This window comes from Paenarthrobacter sp. TE3676 (genome assembly GCF_056279165.1).
Window position 1 is genome coordinate 43,847 of the sequence record NZ_JBWBQU010000001.1, and the last position, 20,515, is coordinate 64,361.

At 63.1% G+C, this 20,515-nt stretch carries 14 protein-coding genes; 8 read left to right on the top strand and 6 right to left on the bottom strand.

What is annotated here, in order from left to right; translation table 11 throughout:
• Nucleotides 1-4: 4 nt before the first annotated feature.
• Together hemL and ACZ881_RS00245 are read left to right on the top strand one after the other, a co-directional pair.
• Nucleotides 5-1,324 carry a glutamate-1-semialdehyde 2,1-aminomutase gene (gene hemL / locus ACZ881_RS00240; protein WP_091468683.1) on the top strand — a complete coding sequence of 440 codons (1,320 nt, stop codon included), beginning with the start codon at nt 5-7 and terminating at the stop codon, nt 1,322-1,324.
• A gap of 112 nt (nt 1,325-1,436) precedes the next feature.
• Nucleotides 1,437-2,723 carry a glycoside hydrolase family 3 N-terminal domain-containing protein gene (locus ACZ881_RS00245; RefSeq protein WP_476111854.1) on the top strand — a complete coding sequence of 429 codons (1,287 nt, stop codon included), beginning with the start codon at nt 1,437-1,439 and terminating at the stop codon, nt 2,721-2,723.
• Nucleotides 2,724-2,813: 90 nt separating this feature from the next.
• On the opposite strand, the gene ACZ881_RS00250 is transcribed toward ACZ881_RS00245, so the two are convergent.
• The 4 genes from ACZ881_RS00250 to ACZ881_RS00265 form a co-directional block, all read right to left on the bottom strand.
• Nucleotides 2,814-3,551 (bottom strand): amino acid ABC transporter ATP-binding protein, encoded by a 738-nt coding sequence (locus ACZ881_RS00250; RefSeq protein ID WP_017198579.1) that lies wholly within the window; start codon nt 3,549-3,551, stop codon nt 2,814-2,816.
• Nucleotides 3,548-4,312 (bottom strand): amino acid ABC transporter permease, encoded by a 765-nt coding sequence (locus tag ACZ881_RS00255; RefSeq protein WP_091468678.1) that lies wholly within the window; start codon nt 4,310-4,312, stop codon nt 3,548-3,550. The genes ACZ881_RS00250 and ACZ881_RS00255 overlap by 4 nt, the downstream gene beginning before the upstream one ends.
• Before the next feature lie 12 nt (nt 4,313-4,324).
• Nucleotides 4,325-5,275, bottom strand: coding sequence for an ABC transporter substrate-binding protein (locus ACZ881_RS00260; RefSeq protein ID WP_476111856.1), 951 nt, complete (start codon nt 5,273-5,275; stop codon nt 4,325-4,327).
• Nucleotides 5,276-5,598: 323 nt separating this feature from the next.
• Entirely contained in the window at nt 5,599-6,309 is a 711-nt protein-coding gene (locus tag ACZ881_RS00265) for an exonuclease domain-containing protein (RefSeq protein ID WP_476111858.1), read from the bottom strand.
• 66 nt (nt 6,310-6,375) lie between these two features.
• On the opposite strand from ACZ881_RS00265, the gene ACZ881_RS00270 reads away from it, so the two are divergent.
• From ACZ881_RS00270 to ACZ881_RS00280, 3 genes are read left to right on the top strand one after another with little or no spacing between them, the layout of a single operon-like run.
• Nucleotides 6,376-6,792: an MGMT family protein gene (locus ACZ881_RS00270; protein ID WP_476111860.1), complete on the top strand. Its 417-nt coding sequence runs from the start codon at nt 6,376-6,378 to the stop codon at nt 6,790-6,792.
• Complete coding sequence (locus tag ACZ881_RS00275; RefSeq protein WP_476111861.1) at nt 6,789-10,142, top strand: ATP-dependent helicase; 3,354 nt, start codon at nt 6,789-6,791, stop codon at nt 10,140-10,142. Before ACZ881_RS00270 ends, ACZ881_RS00275 begins: the two co-directional genes overlap by 4 nt.
• Entirely contained in the window at nt 10,139-13,666 is a 3,528-nt protein-coding gene (locus ACZ881_RS00280; RefSeq protein ID WP_476111862.1) for an ATP-dependent helicase, read from the top strand. Before ACZ881_RS00275 ends, ACZ881_RS00280 begins: the two co-directional genes overlap by 4 nt.
• Nucleotides 13,667-13,714: 48 nt before the next feature.
• On the opposite strand, the gene ACZ881_RS00285 is transcribed toward ACZ881_RS00280, so the two are convergent.
• Nucleotides 13,715-14,887: a macrolide 2'-phosphotransferase gene (locus ACZ881_RS00285; RefSeq protein WP_476111863.1), complete on the bottom strand. Its 1,173-nt coding sequence runs from the start codon at nt 14,885-14,887 to the stop codon at nt 13,715-13,717.
• 194 nt (nt 14,888-15,081) lie between these two features.
• On the opposite strand from ACZ881_RS00285, the gene nudC reads away from it, so the two are divergent.
• From nudC to ACZ881_RS00300, 3 genes are read left to right on the top strand one after another with little or no spacing between them, the layout of a single operon-like run.
• On the top strand, nt 15,082-16,071 hold the full coding sequence (nudC, locus tag ACZ881_RS00290) for an NAD(+) diphosphatase (protein ID WP_476111864.1): 990 nt from the start codon (nt 15,082-15,084) through the stop codon (nt 16,069-16,071).
• A complete protein-coding gene (locus ACZ881_RS00295) occupies nt 16,068-18,200 on the top strand; it encodes an ATP-dependent DNA helicase UvrD2 (protein WP_476111866.1) in 2,133 nt (710 codons plus the stop codon). Before nudC ends, ACZ881_RS00295 begins: the two co-directional genes overlap by 4 nt.
• Nucleotides 18,200-18,826: a M48 metallopeptidase family protein gene (locus ACZ881_RS00300; RefSeq protein WP_476111868.1), complete on the top strand. Its 627-nt coding sequence runs from the start codon at nt 18,200-18,202 to the stop codon at nt 18,824-18,826. The genes ACZ881_RS00295 and ACZ881_RS00300 overlap by 1 nt, the downstream gene beginning before the upstream one ends.
• Nucleotides 18,827-18,950: 124 nt before the next feature.
• Here the strand turns inward: ACZ881_RS00300 and ACZ881_RS00305 are convergent, their stop codons facing one another.
• Nucleotides 18,951-20,408, bottom strand: coding sequence for a zinc-dependent metalloprotease (locus ACZ881_RS00305; protein WP_476111869.1), 1,458 nt, complete (start codon nt 20,406-20,408; stop codon nt 18,951-18,953).
• Between the last annotated feature and the right edge of the window lie 107 nt (nt 20,409-20,515).

A 20,515-nucleotide genomic window follows, 5' to 3' on the forward strand; every position in this document is an offset into this window, starting at 1 on the left:
TACCATGACGTCAAACACCCCCGTGTCCGATCAACTGTTCGACCGTGCCCGGTCCCTGATGCCCGGCGGCGTGAACTCGCCGGTACGCGCCTTCGGGTCAGTGGGCGGCACTCCGAAGTTCATGGTGTCCGCCAAGGGCGCCTACCTGACGGACGCAGACGGTAAGGAATACGTAGACCTCGTGTGCTCCTGGGGGCCGGCGCTGCTGGGCCACGCCCACCCCGCCGTGCTCGACGCCGTTCACGCAGCTGTGGACCGCGGCCTTTCCTTCGGAGCCTCCACGCCGGATGAAGCCAACCTTGCCGCGATCGTCAAGGACCGGGTGTCCGCCGTGGAACGTTTGAGGATGGTATCCACCGGAACCGAAGCCACCATGACGGCCGTTCGCCTGGCCCGCGGTTTCACCGGCCGCAACCTGATCATCAAGTTCGCCGGTTGCTACCACGGGCACCTTGACGGACTGCTGGCAGCCGCAGGATCCGGCCTGGCCACGTTGGCACTGCCCGGCTCTGCCGGTGTCACAGAGGCCACCGCAGCTGAGACTCTGGTTCTGCCTTACAACGATCTTGCTGCCGTTGAGGCTGCCTTCGCTGCCCACGGCCAAAACATCGCTGCCGTCATCACGGAAGCGGCTCCGGCGAACATGGGCGTCGTCACTCCGGGCGAAGGCTTCAACGCGGGCCTGTCCCGCATCACCAAGGAACACGGTGCACTCCTCATCCTCGACGAAGTCCTTACCGGCTTCCGTACCGGCTACGCCGGCTACTGGGGATTGACCGGTCGCCAGGAAGGCTGGGCTCCGGACCTGCTCACCTTCGGCAAGGTCATCGGCGGCGGACTGCCGACGGCGGCACTCGGCGGCCGTGCCGACGTCATGGACTACCTCGCTCCCGTGGGCCCGGTTTACCAGGCCGGTACGCTGTCCGGAAACCCCGTGGCCATGGCCGCAGGTGTGGCGACGTTGACCAATGCAACTCCTGAGGTCTATGCCTATGTTGATGCCCGTTCGCTGGAACTCTCAGCTGCGCTCTCCTCCGCCCTTGATGACGCCGGCGTGGACCACTCCATCCAGCGGGCGGGCAACCTCTTCTCGGTTGCGTTTGGAACCTCTGCCCACGGCGTGCACAACTACGACGACGCCCAGCGGCAGGATAGCTTCCGATACGCCCCGTTCTTCCACTCCATGCTGGACTCCGGCGTTTACCTTCCGCCGTCCGTCTTCGAAGCCTGGTTCCTCTCCGCTGCCCATGACGACGCAGCGATGAACCGGATCATCGATGCCCTTCCGGCAGCAGCGAAGGCCGCAGCGGGCGCCTCGGCCTGATCTTTGGTGATGCCCCGGGCGACTGCTTGACGCAATTGTCCGGGGCATTGTTGCGTCCGATCGGGGTAGGCTCGTAGGTGGAAACCCACCCCCAACGAATTCACGGTTTACCATGCGCAAGCCCCCTTCCATTGCATCACTGAGCGTCAGCATCGCCACCGCCGGAGTGCTTCTGGTCTCGGCGGCCGGATGTTCCACTGGCCCAACGAACTCCGGCCAAAATTCGGCGGAGGGGACACCATCGGTGGCTCCTTCTTCGCCGTCAGGCACGCAGGCTCCCTCGTCCCCGCCGGCGTCAGTTACCAAGCCAGCGGTTCCTTCCCCGGCTCCCTCCGTAGCGCCTGTGCCGGCGCCGAGCACGCCGTCAGCTGCGGAGCAGCAGCTCGCCGCTCTAAGCCTTGAGCAGCGGGTGGGACAACTGTTCATGGTGGCAGCCAAGGCCAGCGGCCCCGAACCGGGAACCATGGAAGCGCTGACGAAGTATCACGCCGGGAACGTTTACCTCAGCGGACGCAGCAAGGCCGGAACTGCCCCGACGGCGTCCCTTGTGTCTTCGCTGACAGGCACGGTCTCTGCCGCCACAACCGGCGGGGTACCCCTTTTTGTGGCCACCGACCAAGAGGGTGGATATGTCCAGGTTCTCTCCGGTCCGGGTTTCTCCACCATTCCCACGGCCCTGGTCCAGGCGTCCTCCGGGGCGGCAAAACTTCGCGCGGATGCTGCAACGTGGGGGAAGGAACTTAGCAGCGTAGGCGTCAACGTGAACCTCGCGCCGGTCCTGGATACAGTGACCAGCCCACAGTTTGCACCCTCCAATGCCCCCATTGGCCATTTCCAGCGGGAGTACGGCTACGACCCAGCCAACGTCTCGCTGCTGGGCAATGCCTTTGCCGATGGCATGAAGGATGCCGGCGTGGCCCCGGTAGTGAAGCACTTCCCAGGGCTTGGCAGGGTAGTTCCCAACACGGACGTCACCAGCGATGTCCGTGACACGGCCACCACCCGGAACGATCCCGCACTGGGGCCGTTCCACGCGGCCATCAAATCAGGCGCCCGGTGGGTCATGGTTTCGAATGCCTACTACGACAAGATCGACGCCGCCAACATCGCACCATTCTCCTCGACCGTAATGGACACGATGCTGCGTAATGACGCCGGCTTCAAGGGGATAGTTCTTTCCGATGACCTCTGCAGTGCGGCCCAGCTGGAAGCATGGTCCGATGCCGAGCGTGCCCTGAACTTCTTCGGTGCTGGGGGAACCATGCTGGTATGCGCCGATCCCGCGAGCATTCCGGCGATGCACCAGGCGGTGGTGCAGAAGGCCACGTCCGATCCTGCCTTCCGAGCCAAGGTGGACGCCGCCGCGCTCACGGTGCTGCGCGTCAAGGCCAATCAGTAGCGGCCCCAAGGCAGTGTGAACGGCAAAGAACCCCGCCTTCGCTTGGAAGGCGGGGTTCTTCGTAGCGGGTGTAACCCTGCTAGGGGGTCCTTAGAGGACGTCCGAAAGGAAACCTTGGAGGCGTTCCGTTTGCGGATTCGTGAACAGCTGCTCCGGAGGCCCGGATTCAACCACCACGCCGGCGTCCATGAAGGTCACGATGTCCGAGACGTTGCGTGAGAAGCCCATTTCGTGGGTTACCACCACCATGGTCATGCCTCCCTGGGCCAGGTCCGTCATGAGCGCAAGGACACCCTTGACGAGTTCCGGGTCCAGCGCGGAGGTAGCTTCGTCAAAGAACATCACCTCAGGTTTCATGGCCAGCGCGCGGGCAATCGCCACACGCTGCTGCTGTCCGCCCGAGAGGTTTGCCGGACGGGAATCTGCCTTATGCTTCAAACCCACCAGGTCCAGCTGGGCCAATGCCTCGTCGCGCGCCTGTTCCTTGGACATGCCACGGAGTTTGCGCAGTGCCAGCGAGATGTTCTCCGCCACCGTCTTGTGCGGAAAAAGGTTGAACTGCTGGAAGACCATGCCGATGCGGCGACGCAGTTCGTCCGGGTTGTCCTTAAGGACCGAACGTCCATCCAGCAGGATGTCGCCCTGATCCGGCTCGATAAGCCGGTTCATTACTCGAAGCAGCGTTGACTTGCCTGAGCCGGACGGGCCGATAACGGAGGCCGTGGTGCCCTTCTCGACGTGCAGGTCGATGCCCCGCAACACATGGTTGCTGCCGAACGACAGGTGGATGTTCTTCGCCGTCAACGTGCCTGATGCGAATTCACTCATGCCTGCGCTCCTTTTCCTACGACGGCGGCTGCCTCGTCCGGTTCCTTCTTCTCCGGGCGTCCAGCGCGCATCCGGGCGTCGATAAAGTTCACGAAGTGCGTGAGCGGGATGGTCAACGCCAGATAGAAGATGGCTGCTGCCACGTAGGGGGACAGGTTGCCGCTGTTGGCAGCTGCATCCTTACCAATCTGGAAGATTTCACGCTCTGTTGCCAGGAGGCCAAGCATGAAGACCAGTGACGATTCCTTGATCAACGCGATGAACTGGTTGACCAACGCAGGAAGAACGCGGCGGATGCCTTGCGGCACTACCACCAGGCGCATGGACGAGCCGTAGCTGAACCCGAGGGCCCGGGTCGCTTCGAGCTGTCCTTTATCCACGCTTTGGATGCCTGAGCGGAAAATCTCGCCGATATACGCGCCGGACATCAAAGACAAGGCAGCGATCGCCATGGGGTAAGGGCTGGTGGAGCCGGTTAGTTCACGAATGATCGGGCCAAAGCCGAATCCGATCACCAGGATGGTCAGCACCGGAGGGAGCCCGCGGAGAATGTCCGTGTAAATGCGGGCCACCCACCGTGCTGCTGCATTCCGGGAGATCCCCATCAGGGCGAGCAACATCCCGAGCGCGGTCCCGATGATGCCCGAGACGACAGCCAGGACGATGGTGTTGGGCAGACCGACGGCGAACATCTTGGGGATGACTTCGCCCATCGCCTCCCAGTCAAAGAAGGTGTCGGCTAATTGATTGAGGATATCCATGGAACGCCTTGGTTACTTGGCGGGGAGCTGGACGGCCTTGCTGCCCGGCTTCCAGCCCTGGGGGGTCTGCTCGGCGGCAGTCGGACGGTCCTTGTACCACTCGGCCGTGAGCTTGGCCCAGGTTCCATCAGCGATGACAGCGTCCAGACCGGAGTTCAGGGCATCAATCAGCGGCTGGTTGTCCTTGTTCACGGCATACGCGGTGAAGTTCTGGGTGTTGACAACCTTCTCTGCGATCTTGGTGTTGTCGCCTTCCTTGACCTGGCCTTCGGCCTGCTGGGACGGTGCAACCCAAGCATCGATCTGGCCGTTCTTTACGTTGCCGTAAACGGTGTTGTAATCAGGGAAACGGACCGGCTCGATCTTCAGCGTGTTGGTCATGTAGTCATCCTGGACGGTGCCCTGGACAACGCCGATGCGCAGGCCTTCCTTGACGTCCGCGAAGCCGGTGACCTTGGAGTCGCTCTTGGTCACGATTGCCATGTAGCCGAAGTCGTAGCCATTGGTGAAACCAACAGTCTTGCGGCGGGCGTCCGTGGTGGAGATCGAGGAGGAACCGACGTCGAACTGCTTGTTGCCCACCTGGGACAGGAGCGCCGAGAAGTCGGTGGAGGCGAACTCCACCTTGAGGCCCAGCTTGTCACCAATGGCGCGCAGGAGTTCGTTGTCGTAGCCGGTGAACTTGCCGGAAGGATCAATAAAGATGTTCGGCGGGGCGTCGGAAAGGGTGCCCACGCGCAGGGTGCCGTCGGTGATAAGGCCCAGATTGGACTTGTCGATCTTGTCCAGCGGAGTCACTTCAGCGGTAGTAAACGTGTCCAGCGACTTCTGGTCGCTGCCGGCCAAAGCGTCGGTCGGCGAGCCGCTGGGCTCGGAGGTTCCTCCGCCGCATGCTGCCAGGGAAATCACCAGGGCTGCGGCCACGGGGGCAACAGACAGCCACTTAGGGGCTTTGAATTTCATGAAGAAATCACTTTCATCGAGTCACGGGGACGTTTCGCGGTGGGCGGGGAATGCGGCAGCAATACGAAGGTTGGCTGCTCTAGCAGACTTCAACCCGCCAAACTTAATTATGTCACCAGCCCGCTGGCGCGCGGTGAATCGAAGAAATGATTGCTAACAGTCGATTTGGCCGAACAAAGTTCCCGTCAACAGACCTTCTGGCTCCGGACTATTCCGGCGGCGGAGGCTCGCGTGGAATCCGCGGGCGGACAACCCTGAAAAACGGGTTCCCGAAATTGCTGTGACTTGCGTCGCAAAAGGAGGCGGTCGCCTGCTCTCCGGGGCTAGAAGCCGCCCCGGCTTGCGTCTTCGGGCGGGAGGACCGGCCACTCGCCCTCGATGACTGCAGTGGGCTTACTGCGCCGCAAGTACTGCTGGAAATCAGCGGCCTGGGATGCCGCCCAGTCTACTTGCAGCTGATGCAAAGCCGGCGCCGGCATCTGCAACTTGGGGAATTTGCCGGCCATGGCATCCAATACCCGGAGCGTAGCGAGAGCGTCCGCAGCGGAAGTGTGCGCGTTTGTCAGGTCCACACCGTATTCCTCGCACAGAGCGGTAAGCGTGCGCTTTCCCTTGCGGTAACGGTCCACCTGCTTGTTCATCACATAGGGATCCAGCACGGGGAAGCGGCTGAGTTGGGGGACGCCGTAGCGTGCGGACTCGGCCGCCAACACGGTGAAATCGTAGCTGGCGTTGAAAGCAATGACGGGAGTGCCGTCGTCGAACAGCCTTTGGAGTACACCGGCCACCTCGCGCGTGACCTCGGCCGCCGGGCGACCCTCTGCACGGGCTTTCTCTGTAGTGACACCGTGCACCTCGCTGGCTTCGAGCGGGATTTCGACACCGGGATCTGCCAACCACTCGTGCTCTGCGATGAGCTCCCCGTGGGCATCCACGACCGTGATGGAAGCTGTGACGATCCGCGCTGACCGTGAGTTTTTCCCGGTGGTCTCGAGGTCGAATGCGGCGCGGGAGAGGGTGTTCCAGGAGCTCATGTCTTCAAGCTACCGGCTGGGTCCGACACTATTCGGGCACGACACTCCTGCCGTTACGCTGAACACATGCGGATGGAGTATGTGACAGCGGTTCTGGCCGTTGTGGACCTTGTTCCGTCGGGTTCGGCGGTTTCCTACGGTGACGTCGCAGAGCTTTTGGGAGCCGGCGGGCCACGGCAGGTCGGCGCAGTGATGAGCCGTTATGGCAGCTCGGTCGCCTGGTGGCGCGTCCTTAGGGCCAGCGGGGAAGCGCCACCAGGTCACGAAGTCGCTGCCCTGCAGCATTACTTGGAGGAAGCCACCCCGCTGCATGGCGCATACGAGGCCTTCCTGAGGACGGGCGAAGGCCGTTGGCGCGTCGACCTGACAGCGGCCCGATGGACGCCTGCCGACTCCGATTTCGACCAACTGGATGTGATCTCGGACCAGTTGGAGCGTCAACTCCATAAATTGTCGGTGCCCGATGATGAAATGACTGTGTGACCGCAACTCCTGCCAAAACCCGCCAAGCACCGGCAGCCCTCCGGCTGCTCCCGCCGCGTGAGACCCACTATGCGGCTCCTGTTTTGTCTCCGGACCAAAGTGCGGTAGTTGCCCTCCCACAGGGGAGCGGCCCTGTCCTCGTGCCCGGGGGCCCGGGAACGGGTAAATCAACTGTGCTGGTGGAAGCCGCAGTCCGCCGCGTCCGCGAGGATGGCCTGGACCCGGAACAGATTCTCGTTCTTGCTCCCGGGCGCCACGCCGCAGCGGCTTTGCGCGATACCTTCACAGGGCGGTTGGACCGCAGCCTCAGTACGACGCCGGCACGCACCTGGGCGTCCTACGCTTTCGACGTTATCCGGCGGGCCAAGGCGGAAGGCATATTGCCGCTGACGCGGCCACCGAAGCTTCTGTCGGGCCCCGAACAGGACCTCATCATCAAGGAGTTGCTGGAAGGCCACTCCCGTCCGGGATTCCAGCTGCCTTGGCCGGAGGATCTCGCAGCGGCACTTCCCACCCGCGGCTTCCGTCACGAGATTCGGCAGTTGTTCGACCGCATCATTGAATCGGGGCGCACCGCAGAGGACCTGGTTGGGCTGGCCTACGAGTGCGGACGGCCTGATTGGATGGCGGCTGCCGAACTGTACAGCGAGTACCGGGATGTCTTGGACCTCCGTATGCCTGAGGCCTTTGACCCTGCTGGAATCATCACCACGGCGCGGCAGATTTTCCAAGACTCGCCGGCCTTCCTGGCTGCCGAGAGGGAACGACTCCAACTCATCCTCGTGGACGACGCCCAGGAATCGAATCCTGCCGTGTTCGAGCTCCTCGCCGACATCGGCGAAGGCAAAGACGTCGTGGTGACCTACTCACCGGATACCGTCGTGCAAGGATTCCGCGGCGCACGCCCGGACCTGGTGTCAGAGCTGCCAACACTGCTGGGCGGTACACAGCAGAACGTTCTCGAGCGCCCGCTGTCGGTTACCCACAGGCATGCGCCTGAGGTAGCTGAGGCGTGGACCCGGGTCGCGAGCCACATCTCGCAGCGCTCGGGTGGCCAGTTGGCCAGGCAAATGGAACAACCGCAGCATTGGGAAGGCATGCATCCTGCATCTGCGCGGAATGGTCGCGTGGAGGGTCATGTGCTGCCGTCAGCTGTCCACGAGTTGAGATACGTTGCACAGCGCATCCTCGAGGCTCAGTTGCGGGAATCGCGGGAGTTCAGCGACATCGCGGTGATCGTCCGGAACGGCGGGCAGATTTCCCAGTTGCAGCGTTACCTGAGCGGGCAGGGGATCCCGGTTCGTGTTCCAGTGGCAGACTCGGCCGTCCGTGACGAAGTCGCGGTGCGTCCGTTGTTGGAGGCCTTTGCCATTGTCCTGGACCCGGCAAAGCTGACGCCGGAAACTGCGGTTTCCCTCCTTACATCCCGCATAGGCGGAGCTACGGCCATCGAACTGCGCAGGCTCCGACAGTCCCTGCGCCGCGAGGAGCTTCTGGGCGGTGGCGGCCGGTCCAGCGACGCTTTGCTGGTTGAGGCACTGCTTCAGCCCGGTGCCCTGGCGTCGCTGGGTATTGAAGGCAGTTCTGCCCGTCGGCTCGCCCGCATGATCGCAGCCGGTTCCGCCGCCGCCGCGGAACCCGGTGCCAACGCGGAATCTGTGCTTTGGGCGTTGTGGCACGCCACCGGCTTGTCTTCCCGCTGGGCAGAAATGGCACTTGAGGGAGGCAATGCCGGTGCACGTGCCGATAGGGACCTTGACGCCATGATGGCGTTGTTCCATACAGCCGAACGGTTCGTGGACCAACTGCCCGGTTCGGGTCCTGAACAGTTCCTGGACTATTTGCTGAACCAGGAACTTCCCATGGACACCCTTGCCGCGCGGGCACAGCTGGAGGCCTGCGTGGAGATCATGACCCCCGCAAGCGCAGCCGGGCGGGAATGGCCGGTGGTGATCGTTGCGGGCCTTCAGGAAGGCGTATGGCCCAACACCCGTTTGCGTGGAGAGCTGCTGGGCAGCACTGTCTACGCCGACGCAGTGGAGCATGGAGTGGACTACGCCCTTCGGCGCGGGCCCCTGAGCAGGCTCCGGGATATTCGTTACGACGAACTCAGGAGTTTTTCGACCGCCGTTTCCCGAGCTCGAGAAGTATTGATCTGCACCGCGGTGTCTTCCGAGGACGAGCAACCCTCGGCTTTCCTGGACTACGTGGCGCCCCTGGAGGCCGGTGAGTACAAGCGTGATTACACCCCCGTTGACCGTCCCATGACCTTGCGGGCCCTGGTCGCAGAACTGCGGCAGCACGCCCAGTTGGAAGACGCCGGTAGCGGCGAAGCCCATACCTCGCACGAGGCCGCCCGGATATTGGCCAGGCTCGCCAGCACGGAACCACCCGTTCCGGGTGCACATCCGGACACGTGGTGGGGTTTGGCGGCGCTGAGTTCCCAGGAACCCGTGGTGCCACCCGGCGGTACCGTTTCCGTCTCGCCTTCCAAAGTGGAAGCTGTCCATAAGTCGCCGCTGGACTGGTTCGTCCAAGCCGCCGGAGGGGAAGCTGCCACCGACTTCGCACGCAGCCTGGGCACTTTGGTCCACAGCATTGCCCAAGAGCTTCCCGATGCTTCAGGAGCCGAGTACGTGGCTGAGCTCGTACGCCGGTGGCCTGCTTTGGGCATGAAGGACAACTGGGAAGGGAAGCTCGATTTCCAGCGGGCGGAACTGATGGTTCGGAAGTTGGCACAGTACGTGCTCATCATGCGCGGCGACGGAAGAAGCTTGCTGGCCGTGGAGCACGACTTTGAAGTTCAGCTACCTGATGTCACCGTGGACGACGGCGCTGTCAGTGGTTTCCCTGCTCCTGAAGGGGAGGCCACTCGCCACGCAGTACTCCGCGGCCAGGTGGACCGGCTTGAGATCGATCCGGAGGGCAGGCTCGTGATCGTTGACCTCAAGACCGGCAAACGGCAACCAGGCAAAGCGGAGGTTGCCAGGCACCCACAACTGGGTGCCTACCAGGCCGCCGTCCTCAAAGGTGCCTTCCGGGACGCCGGGGAAGGGGACGAAATACCCGACGCCGGCTCTCTTACGGCGTCCGCGGACGGCTTAGTCCCCGGCGGCGCCGTGTTGGCCCAACTTGGGACCAAGACCAAGAGCCCGGCGGTACAGCAGCAGGATCCGTTGGATCCCTCGGACAACTGGGCCGAGGGGCTGGTGAATGAGGCGGCTGCGCTGATGGCCGGTGCAACGTTCGAAGCACGGCACGACCCCGGCAAGGGCGGGTATGGCGGCCATGGATGCCGCCTACCGGACGTTTGCCCGTTGTGCGCCAGAGGAAAGCAGGTCACCGAATGACAACCGAACTCCTGGACGGCTTTGCCACCAGCAACCCGGGCGTCGAGGCAGTCCCGGAGCCAAGGTTCTCTCCTTCTGAGCTGGCCAACATCCTTGGCGAAAAGAACCACCCTACGCCTGAGCAGGCGGCCATCATTGCCTCCCCGCTTTCTCCGCGCCTGGTGATTGCCGGGGCAGGTTCGGGGAAGACGGCCACCATGGCGGACCGTGTGGTGTGGCTGGTGGCCAACGGCTGGGTGCGCCCTGAAGAAGTCCTCGGCGTGACATTTACCCGCAAGGCTGCCGGAGAGCTGGCGAGCCGGATACGGTCCAAGCTGGCCACGCTCCAGCGGATAGCGGTGGCGGACGATGGCAGCATAGGCTTCCCGGAGGGACTTCTCGGGGCAGACGACCTCGAACCCAAAGTGTCCACGTACCACTCCTATGCAAGCGGCATCGTGTCTGACTACGGCCTGCGGTTGGGCATCGAGCGGGACGTCGTCTTGCTGGGAGGCGCACAGTCCTGGCAGCTGGCCAGCGAAGTCGTGGAAGCATATGACGGCGACTACGAGCACTTCACTGCCGCCAAATCCACGCTCGTCAATGCAGTCATCCAGCTGGCCGGGGAGTGCGCAGAGCACCTTCAGAATCCGGGGGAAGTGCGGGAATGGGTCCTGGAGCGCGCTCACGCCTTTGAGCAGCTTCCCTACGTGGCCGGTGCCAAGAAGAATCCACCGCAGGCCGCAGGAGAACTTGCGGCCATGCTCAGGACACGCGCCAGCGTTGCCGACATGGTGGTCCGTTACCAGGAAGCGAAGCGCCATCGCGGTGTCCTTGATTTCGGCGACCTCGTGGCGCTCGCAGCCCGAATTGCAAGCGATATTCCGCTCGCCGCCTCCACTGAACGTGCCCGCTACAAAGTAGTGCTCCTGGATGAGTTCCAGGACACCTCCCACGCCCAGCTTGTTCTGTTCTCCCGTCTTTTCGGTCAGGGCCACGCAGTTACTGCGGTGGGCGACCCCAACCAATCGATATACGGCTTCCGAGGCGCTTCCGCCGGCCAGCTCTTCCACTTTGTGCAGGAGTTTCCCGTCCGGCATGGGGACCCCTCCGGCGGCCCTGAATCCTATTCCGTCGCCCCCACTTCGTATCTGACCACCGCCTGGCGGAACGGCAGGAACATCCTCCGGGCCGCCAACACCATCGCAGCGCCCCTCAACAGGTCGGCGGCACTGGATGGTCCGGCGGGGGAGAGGGAAACAGCGAGCGATGTCTCAGTCCCCGCGTTGGTTCCAAGCCCTGCTGCGGTGGATGGAAGCGTGGTGATCGGTCGCTTCGGCACGGATGAGGACGAAGCCGCAGTGATAGCCCGCGATGTCCGTCGGTACCAACGGACTGTCTTCGAAGAAGAGAAGGACGGCACTCCGGTCAAGCCCACCATGGCGGTCCTCTGCCGCCGACGGGCGCAGATGGAGTGCCTCCGCCGCGAGTTCGAACTGCAGGGGATTCCCTATGAGATCGTTGGACTTGGCGGCTTGCTGGACACACCGGAGATCGTGGATCTGGTGGCGACCTTGCGGGTCCTTGCCGATCCAGGACGTTCCGATGCCCTGATGAGGTTGTTGGCCGGGGCGCGGTGGAGGATTGGTCCGGCAGACTTGATGGCCTTCAGTGACTGGTCCCGCTTCCTGGCCCGCCGACGGTCGGCTCCGGAAGCACAGCCTGAATCCTTTGACCACGACGAAGAACCGTCAGGGACCGTGATTGAAAGCGACATCACCGATGCCGCAAGCCTCGTGGAGGCCCTTGACTTCCTTCCCCGTCCAGGCTGGACGTCCGGACATGGGAGGAGCCTGAGCGCTGCTGCCCTGGATCGGCTGACCCGCCTTGCTTCGGAACTGCGCTCCCTGAGGAGCTACATCGGCGACGACCTCACCACACTCCTTGGCGAAGTGGAACGTGCGATGCTCCTGGACATCGAAGTAGCGGCCAAGCCGGGGATCAGCATCCATCAGGCGCGCCGCAACTTGGATGCTTTCCAGGATGCGGCAGCCGGGTTCCTGCAGACGTCGCAACGCATTGACCTGCTGGCGTTCTTGTCGTGGCTGGAAGCTGCAGCCTCCGAGGAAGGCGGCTTGGATGTTGCCCCCGTTGAGGCCAATCGGGAAGCGGTGCAATTGCTGACCGTTCACGCTTCGAAAGGATTGGAATGGGACGTTGTTTTTGTCCCGGGCCTCAATGCTGGTTCGTTCCCCAGCAACAGGGATTCGCGGTGGAGCACCGGCGCCGCGGCCTTGCCGTGGCCCTTGCGGGGCGATCGCGCCGACCTTCCCCAGTGGGATCTCGATCAGCCTGACCAAAAGGGATGGTTGGACGCAGAGAAGGACTTCAAATCCGAGGTCCAGCATCACGGTGAGGCCGAAGAGAGAAGACTCGCCTACGTCGCTTACACCAGGGCGAAGTTCGTCCTGTGGGCTTCCAGCGCTGCTTGGAATGGCTCGCGATCAGGAATGGCCGGCATGTCTGCCTTCCTCTCCGAACTGGCGCCTCTTGCCGGTGTTGCTGGAGAGGATAATGACGCTGGCCGGACGCAGTCGGTTGGCGGTTCGCGATCGGTCGGAGGGGCGGTGGTCCATGCGGAATCGGTGGCCGAAGAGGCCTTGCCTGAGGAAAGCCCCTTGACCGCGGCGCTCGAGGTTGCCCACTTCCCCTACGATCCCTTGGAAGGACCGTCAGACCCACGCACCGGCGCCAGGCTGAGGCTGACTCCGGGCAGGCGGCTTGCGATGGACCGCGCCGCAGCCATGGTCCGGGGATACATCGAGGAACCCCGCACGGCCCCTTCAGATGAATTGATTGGTGCCGCCGGGAAATGGTCCCAGGAGGCCGAACTACTGCTGGATCGACAACGGCAGCTCAAGACCGTTCAGGATGTCCACCTGCCGAGCCACATCTCTGCCTCACTTTTCGTTGACCTCGGTGCTGACCCCGCCGCCGTCCTGACCCAGCTGCGCAGGCCCGTTCCCCGCGAACCGGGCATCTCGGCTCGCAAAGGCACGGCATTCCATGCATGGGTGGAGGAGTACTTTGGCACAACCGGCATGCTGGACCTTGATGAAGCTCCGGGTTCGGACTCCCACATCGACGAGGCCTACGGCTTGGATGACATGGTGGCGGCGTTCAAACAGTCCGAGTGGTCCCAGCGCGCTCCGGCTTTCGTCGAAGTGCCTGTGGAAACGCGGATCGGCGACGTCGTAGTCCGTGGGCGCATCGACGCCGTGTTCCGCGACGCTGACGGCCGCTGGCAACTCATTGACTGGAAAACCGGGCGACGCCCCGCGGGTCAGCAGCTGGCGACCCGGGCGGTGCAGCTGGCCGTTTACAGGCTGGCTTGGGCACGGCTTAAGGATGTACCCCTCGAGGACGTCAGTGCCGCGTTCTACTATGTGGCTGACGACGCCGTTGTGCGTCCGCACGATCTTGGCAGCGCCGGGGAACTGGAGCTGATCGTGGCGAATGCACTGAAGACCAGCGCTGATGGGTAGGAACGCCCTGAAACCCGGGAAGGCACTGGGGTTCCAGGGTTCTGCCTTCTAGGAACGTTCGGCCGTGTGAAGCGGCGTTACGCTGACAACACTGATAGCGGCAGTGGACGTGTCGTCGTGTGATGTCGTGCCGGGGCCGCTTTCTTCGGAGCCCCCTGACTCTTCGGCGTCGGGAATCGCCGCCACACTGACTGCAGGCTTGTCTGCCCGTGAATCCGCTGCTCCCAAGTGATTGGCCTCGTGCTGAGCAGCTTCGTTCTCGGCGGCCTCGTCCTCAGCTGCCTGTGCGGCTTCTTCGTCGCGACGCGCCTGCTCGTCGATGTCATCGGCCAGTGCCTGGAGCATGGACTCTGCTTCTGCCGTCATGCTCTGGTGCCCTGCCGCCATTGCCTTGACCAGATATTGGGCGAGGGCGAACTCGGCCAGCAGGGCGGACCGGCGGAGAAGGTGTGCGTCAGGGATCTCGCGGCGTGCTTGGGTGTAGTGGCTCAAAACGGACTCAACAAACGAGGCTTCGTTGGATGCAACCAGCCAAGCGAAGTCGTCTGCAGGGTCACCGATCCGGAGATCAGTCCAACCCGTTAGGGCCGTGACCGTGTCATCCTGCACCATGAGGTTGTCTTCATGAAGGTCGCCGTGGACCACTGAGGGATTGAACCGCCAAAGGGCAACGTCTTCGAGGGCGTGCTCCCAGCGACGCAGCAGGGTGGCCGGAATCTTCCCGGTGGTTGCTGCTTGGTCCAGTTCGTTGAGTTTGCGTTGCCGGAACTCATTGGCCGAGTAACTGGGAAGGTCCGCATTGGTGACCAAGGTCAGTGGCAAGTCATGGATGGCTGCCAGCGCTGCGCCGACTTCCTTGGCCAAGGCGGGGCTTCCGGCTGACAGTTCGTCGATGGAGAGCACGGAGCCTTGCAGATGGGCGTACACGAACGTCGTCAAAGCACCTTGCCTCACCGTGCCGGCGATGGTGGGCACATGAAAAGGCAGTTCAGCGCGGATGGCGGGCGCGAAGGCCCGCAGGACCATAAACTCGGTTTCCAGTCGCGTGCTGGCTTCCGGATGGCGCGGTGAACGGACTCGCCAGCGTTTGCCTTCCGCGTCCAACAGCAGCGCGGAGTCGAAGTCGGCGTCGTCGTCGGGGGAATAGGCTGCGGCCGTTGGCGAAAGGCCAGGCACCGCCGCTGTTGCTATGGCGGCCAGTTCGAGCGGTGTTCTTCTCACGTTCTCCACGGTAGATTGAGTGCGGCCTGTGGCCATGATGCAGTGCGGCGAGTCTTCAGATCCGCAGCAAATGCGCAGGAAATGTGGAGCAAAACATTGCTCAAGCACCCAAGCGGGCAACCGTGCGGGGTGCTGTCCACAACAGTGGACCTTTCCAAATGTTTTTTGTCGGTACGAGTCAGTACGGTAGATACATGAGTCAAACGGAGTCGCCGGCGCTTGCCAATCACCTGATGGAGACTGTTCTTCCCGTCCGTCCTGCCATGGTGGATCGCGGCTCGGGCGTGCGGATGAAGCCGGGCATGGTTGAGGATCTCATCGCCTCCGGCACCGCCAAGGCCATGGTCATTTCACAGCGCAAAGCGTTGGTGACCGCTGACGGCCTGTGGTTCGGAGACGCTGCGCCGCTCTGGAACGCTCTAAGTGGGTCCGAAGTCGGCGCTGTTGCTGCCATCTACCTGGGTGCCACGTTGACGTCGTCCTCCTTGCCGGAGGGTACGTCCGTTGTGCTGTTCACAGTTACTGAACCGCCGGCGCCCGGCATCGCCACGGTGCCGCTGGATGCTGAATGGGCCGGTTTTCGGGATGTCGCGGCGCGTCTTGACGCCAAGGACACCGCTTTGTTCATCGAGGCCAGCGCAATCTCCAACTGGCATGCAACCCACACACATTGCCCGCAGTGCGGCACGCCCACGGACATCGAGGCCGGCGGCTGGGTGAGGCGTTGTCCCAAGGACAACTCAGAGCATTACCCGCGGACGGATCCCGCCATCATTGTCACGGTGATCGGCCCGGATGGCCGTCTCCTGCTCGGCGGCGGGGGGCCCGTCGACGCCAAGAATTACTCCACGCTGGCAGGATTCGTTGAGCCCGGGGAATCGCTGGAGCAGGCTGTCGTCCGGGAAATCGGCGAAGAAGTGGGTGTCCGAGTGACGGCCTGCCAGTATCTCGGTTCGCAGTCCTGGCCGTTCCCCGCTTCCCTCATGTTGGGATTCACCGCCAAAACAGACGACGCCGTTGCCCGGCCCGACGGCGTCGAGGTCACACGGGCGAGGTGGTTCAGCCGTGAGGAGCTGCAGGAAGCGGTGTTGAGCGGTGAAATCACCATCTCAACGCGCCTGTCCATCGCGCGTTCATTGATTGAGCATTGGTACGGCGGCGTCATCGAAGACCTGCAGCCGTGACCGAAGGGATTTTCGACGGCGGTGGCTCACTTGAGGAGCGCATCCTCGGCGGGCTGGACGAAGAACAGCGGGAAGTAGCCAGTACCTTGACAGGTCCCATGTGCGTCCTCGCAGGGGCAGGCACGGGAAAGACACGCGCCATCACTCATCGCATTGCTTACGGTGTTCACTCCGGGGTTTACAGTCCGCAGAGACTGCTGGCCGTGACCTTCACTGCCCGGGCCGCAGCTGAGATGCGCAGCAGGCTCCGCGATCTTGGGGTCGCCAACGTTCAAGCCCGCACATTCCACGCGGCCGCATTGAGGCAATTGCAGTTCTTTTGGCCGCAGGCAATCGGCGGCACTTTGCCCAATCTCCTGGACCACAAAGCCAACATGATCGCTGAGGCCTCCCGCAGGCTTCGACTGAGCACTGACCGTGCATCCATCAGGGACCTGGCAGCCGAGATTGAATGGGCCAAAGTGTCCATGCTGACGCCCGCTAATTATCTGGAGAATGCACAAGGCCGCGGAACTCCCGGAGGTTTCGACCTCACCGCGGTCTCCCGGGTGTTCCAGGCCTATGAGGACATCAAAACCGACCGCAACGTCATCGACTTCGAAGACGTCCTGCTCATAACAGTGGGTATCCTCCAGGAAGACCCGAAAGTAGCGGCAACAGTCCGGGAGCAATACCGTCATTTCGTGGTGGACGAGTACCAGGACGTTTCACCCCTGCAACAGCGGCTTTTGGATTTGTGGCTCGGTGGCCGGAACGAGCTGTGCGTGGTGGGCGATGCCAGCCAAACCATCTACTCCTTCACCGGAGCCTCACCCAAGCATCTCCTCGGGTTCAAAGGGCAGTTCCCCGGAGCGACCGTCGTCAAGCTCATTCGTGACTATAGGTCCACCCCGCAAGTGGTGAAGTTGGCCAACGACCTCCTGGGCTCCCGCCGAAGCGGTGGGCCGGTGGCGGATGCCGCGTGGGCTTCGCCCCTCAAGCTCGTCGCCCAGCGGCCCTCTGGTCCGGAACCGCGGTTCATGGAGTGCCCGGACGACGAAGCTGAGGCAGCTGTGGTGGCAGGCAGAATTCAGGAGCTGCTCAACAGCGGTGTCAAAGCCAGTGAGATAGCCATCCTGTTCCGCACCAACGGCCAGTCTGAAGCGTACGAGCAAGCCCTGGCCTCTGCCGGGATCGGCTACCAGCTCCGGGGAGGCGAGCGGTTCTTCGCGCGCAAGGAAGTCCGCGATGCGATCCTCCAGTTACGCGCGGCAACCCGCGCCGTGGCGGAGGGGCCCCTGGAACCCCTGGGCCAGATCGTGCGGGACATCGTTGCCTCACTTGGTTACACGGAGGCCGCCCCCCACAACGGCGGAGCACTGCGTGAGCGTTGGGAATCCCTGGCAGCCCTGGTCGCCTTGGCCGATGAGCTTGCTGTCAGCCGCGGGGAATCCTTCACCTTGGCTGAGTTCGTCAACGAGCTTCAAGAGCGTTCGGTCGCGCAACACGCACCCACCGTTCAAGGTGTCACTCTTGCTTCCCTCCACGCCGCCAAGGGCTTGGAATGGGATGCGGTGTTCCTGGTGGGCCTCAGCGAGGGCCTGATGCCCATTTCGTTCGCAGATACCCCGGAGGATGTGGACGAAGAACGCAGGCTGCTTTACGTCGGCATTACCCGGGCCAGGGAGCACCTGAATCTCTCATGGTCCACAGCCCGAACACCGGGTGGACGGGCCAACCGCAAGCCGTCCCGGTTCCTCGACGGACTTCGCCCCAATTCCGTGGCTTCCGCCAACGCGCGCAGCAAGACAGGTCCCACGCGGCGGAAAGCTGCCGCCCCGGCGTCGTGCAAGGTATGCGGAAGCATGCTCGCGAGTGGAGCCGAACGGAAGGTGGGACGTTGCAACCAGTGCCCGCCAACCTACGAGGAACAGACCTTCGATGCCTTAAGGCAGTGGCGCAGGGACGAAGCCCAATCGGCCGACGTCCCGGCGTACGTAGTCTTCACGGACGCTACGCTGACGGCCATCGCCGAGGCCAAGCCTTCAACGCTTGAGGAACTTGCCGGCCTGGCGGGGATCGGCCCGTCCAAGCTCGAACGCTACGGCGAGGCTGTCTTGGCAGTGCTCGCCGAGAGCAGTGAACTCTGATGACCAGCCGATTTTCCTCCGATACCGCCATCCCGCACATCACCGACGACGGCGCTCCCGTTGTGGTGCGTAGATCAGCCAGACGGCGGCGAACCGTTGCCGCTTTCTGGGAAGACGGCAATGCCGTGGTCGCCATCCCTGCCAGCTTCACCAAGTCCCAGGAACAGGAGTGGGTCCGGCGGATGCTGGTCAAGCTGAAGAAGCAAGGGGAGCGGCAAACGGGTGCGGGCAGACGTCGTCCTGCGACGGATCAAGCCCTCGCCAAGCATGCCGAGCACCTTTCAAACACGTATCTCGGCGGGCGGGCGGTTCCGACGTCGGTCCGCTGGGTAGCCAACCAGAACGCCCGGTGGGGTTCGGCAACTCCTGGGGACGGCACCATCCGGCTGTCCAACAAGCTTCAGCCCATGCCGCAATGGGTTATTGACTACGTTCTGGTCCATGAGCTCGCGCACTTGCTGGTGGCGAGCCACAATGCCGAATTCTGGAGATTGGTTGAGGCCTACCCTGATACGCAACGGGCAAAGGCCTTTCTGGAGGGCGTTGCCTTCGCTACGTCCCGGGGACTCCCGGCAGAGTCTGGGTCCGGGGATCCCGGCGATTCGGCTGTGGAACTGACTGACTAAAGGTCTCAGAGACTTAGCCGCACAGCTTCTCTCAGCAGAACCTGCCCTGCACCATTCCTCAACAGCAAAGCGGCCGCCATGAGATGGCGGCCGCTTTGCTGCATTGTTTCTTCCGAGGGCTGGCCTACTTGGTCGGCGCCTCGGGGTCGTTGTCGTCCGATGTTGTTTCATTGCCGGACTCGTTCTCCGCGGAATCAACGTTGGAAGCTTCCGTTCCAGCTTCATCGGTCTTGGTGGAGTCGTATCCGCCGCTCAGAAGCTTCTGCAGGGCGTCGTCAACCTCGCTGTCACTTGCCTCGGCAAGGCGTCGACGTTCGGAGAAGCCCTTGGGATCGTCGAGGTCCTCACCGGTGGGCAGGAGATCCGGGTGGTGCCAAATGGCGTCGCGGCCGGCGATGCCCCTTTCTTCCTTCAGGGTTGCCCACAATGTTGCTGCTTCCCGGAGCCTGCGGGGGCGAAGCTCCAGGCCGACGAGGGACGAGAACGCGTGCTCGGCCGGTCCGCCTGTGGCCCGACGACGACGCACGGTCTCGCGCAGCGCCGTCGCCGACGGCAGCACCTTGTCGGTGGCTTCGGCGGTGAGCTCGTCTACCCAGCCCTCCACCAAGGCAAGAGCTGTTTCGAGCTTCTCCAACGCGGCCGTCTGGACCGGCGTGCGTTCCGGTGTGAAGACTCCCTGGGACAGTGCTTCCTGAATACCTTCGGGGTTGCTCGGGTCGAGGTCGCGGGCGAGGTCTTCGATGCGGGACATATCAATGTGTATGCCGCGGGCATATGCCTCGATGGCTCCGAGGAGGTGGCCACGCAACCATGGGACCTGGACAAACAGGCGCGCGTGAGCGGCTTCACGGACGGCAAGGAAGAGTCGAACGTCGTTCTCGGGGAGGCTGAGGCCTTCCCCGAATTTGGCTACGTTTGCGGGCAGCAGCGCCATTTCCAGGTCTGCCAGGGGGACACCGATATCGGTGGAGCTGACAACCTCGGCCGAGAGTGCGCCGATGGCCTGTCCCAGTTGCATGCCGAAGATCGCTCCGCCCATGTTCTGCAGCATGGACGAGGCACCGCCCATCATGGACTTCATTTCTTCGGGCATTTGCTGGGTGAGAGCGTTGGACAAGGCATTGGCGATGCTGTTGGCCACGGGCTCAGTCAGGCGCTTCCACGTGCCCAGGGTTGCTTCAACCCATTCGGCCCTTGACCATGCCCTACCAATCAGGCCGGTCGCCGAGAGATCAGTAACCGGGTCCAGCCAAAGTTCTGCAAGCCTGAGCGCTTCGTCGATTTCCCTGGCCTGTTGGGAGTTGACCGAGGGATCGCTACCGGCAGCGGCGACGCGCCGTGCATTCTCGTGGGCGAGCTGCCAATTCACGGGACCTTCGGAGGTAGAACTCATCATCGCCTGTACCTGAGCGAACATCTGCTGAAGGAGCTGAGGATCGTTGGGCAGGCCTGCGGCCTTGGCCAGCTCAGCGGGATCGATGTTGCCCATGCCCTGGCCGCCCATCAGGTTCTGGAGCATTTCTGCCAGCGGATCCTTAGGGGTTTCGTCGTCGTTGGACGGATTGTTGGGGTTGGAAGTCATGGTGCCGCCGATCGTCGAACTGGCTGGTGATCTCTTTCACCGTACCGCGCGGCCGGAAGGCTGTCTGCCCGGAGGCGGTGCCGTTCGCTGTAGGCAAAGCAGCCCTG

Coding starts and splice junctions, on each gene's coding strand:
- hemL (WP_091468683.1), top strand. CDS start 5: ATGACGTCAAACACCCCCGTGTCCGATCAACTGTTCGACCGTGCCCGG.
- ACZ881_RS00245 (WP_476111854.1), top strand. CDS start 1,437: ATGCGCAAGCCCCCTTCCATTGCATCACTGAGCGTCAGCATCGCCACC.
- ACZ881_RS00250 (WP_017198579.1), bottom strand. CDS start 3,551: ATGAGTGAATTCGCATCAGGCACGTTGACGGCGAAGAACATCCACCTG.
- ACZ881_RS00255 (WP_091468678.1), bottom strand. CDS start 4,312: ATGGATATCCTCAATCAATTAGCCGACACCTTCTTTGACTGGGAGGCG.
- ACZ881_RS00260 (WP_476111856.1), bottom strand. CDS start 5,275: ATGAAATTCAAAGCCCCTAAGTGGCTGTCTGTTGCCCCCGTGGCCGCA.
- ACZ881_RS00265 (WP_476111858.1), bottom strand. CDS start 6,309: ATGAGCTCCTGGAACACCCTCTCCCGCGCCGCATTCGACCTCGAGACC.
- ACZ881_RS00270 (WP_476111860.1), top strand. CDS start 6,376: ATGCGGATGGAGTATGTGACAGCGGTTCTGGCCGTTGTGGACCTTGTT.
- ACZ881_RS00280 (WP_476111862.1), top strand. CDS start 10,139: ATGACAACCGAACTCCTGGACGGCTTTGCCACCAGCAACCCGGGCGTC.
- nudC (WP_476111864.1), top strand. CDS start 15,082: ATGAGTCAAACGGAGTCGCCGGCGCTTGCCAATCACCTGATGGAGACT.
- ACZ881_RS00300 (WP_476111868.1), top strand. CDS start 18,200: ATGACCAGCCGATTTTCCTCCGATACCGCCATCCCGCACATCACCGAC.
- ACZ881_RS00305 (WP_476111869.1), bottom strand. CDS start 20,408: ATGACTTCCAACCCCAACAATCCGTCCAACGACGACGAAACCCCTAAG.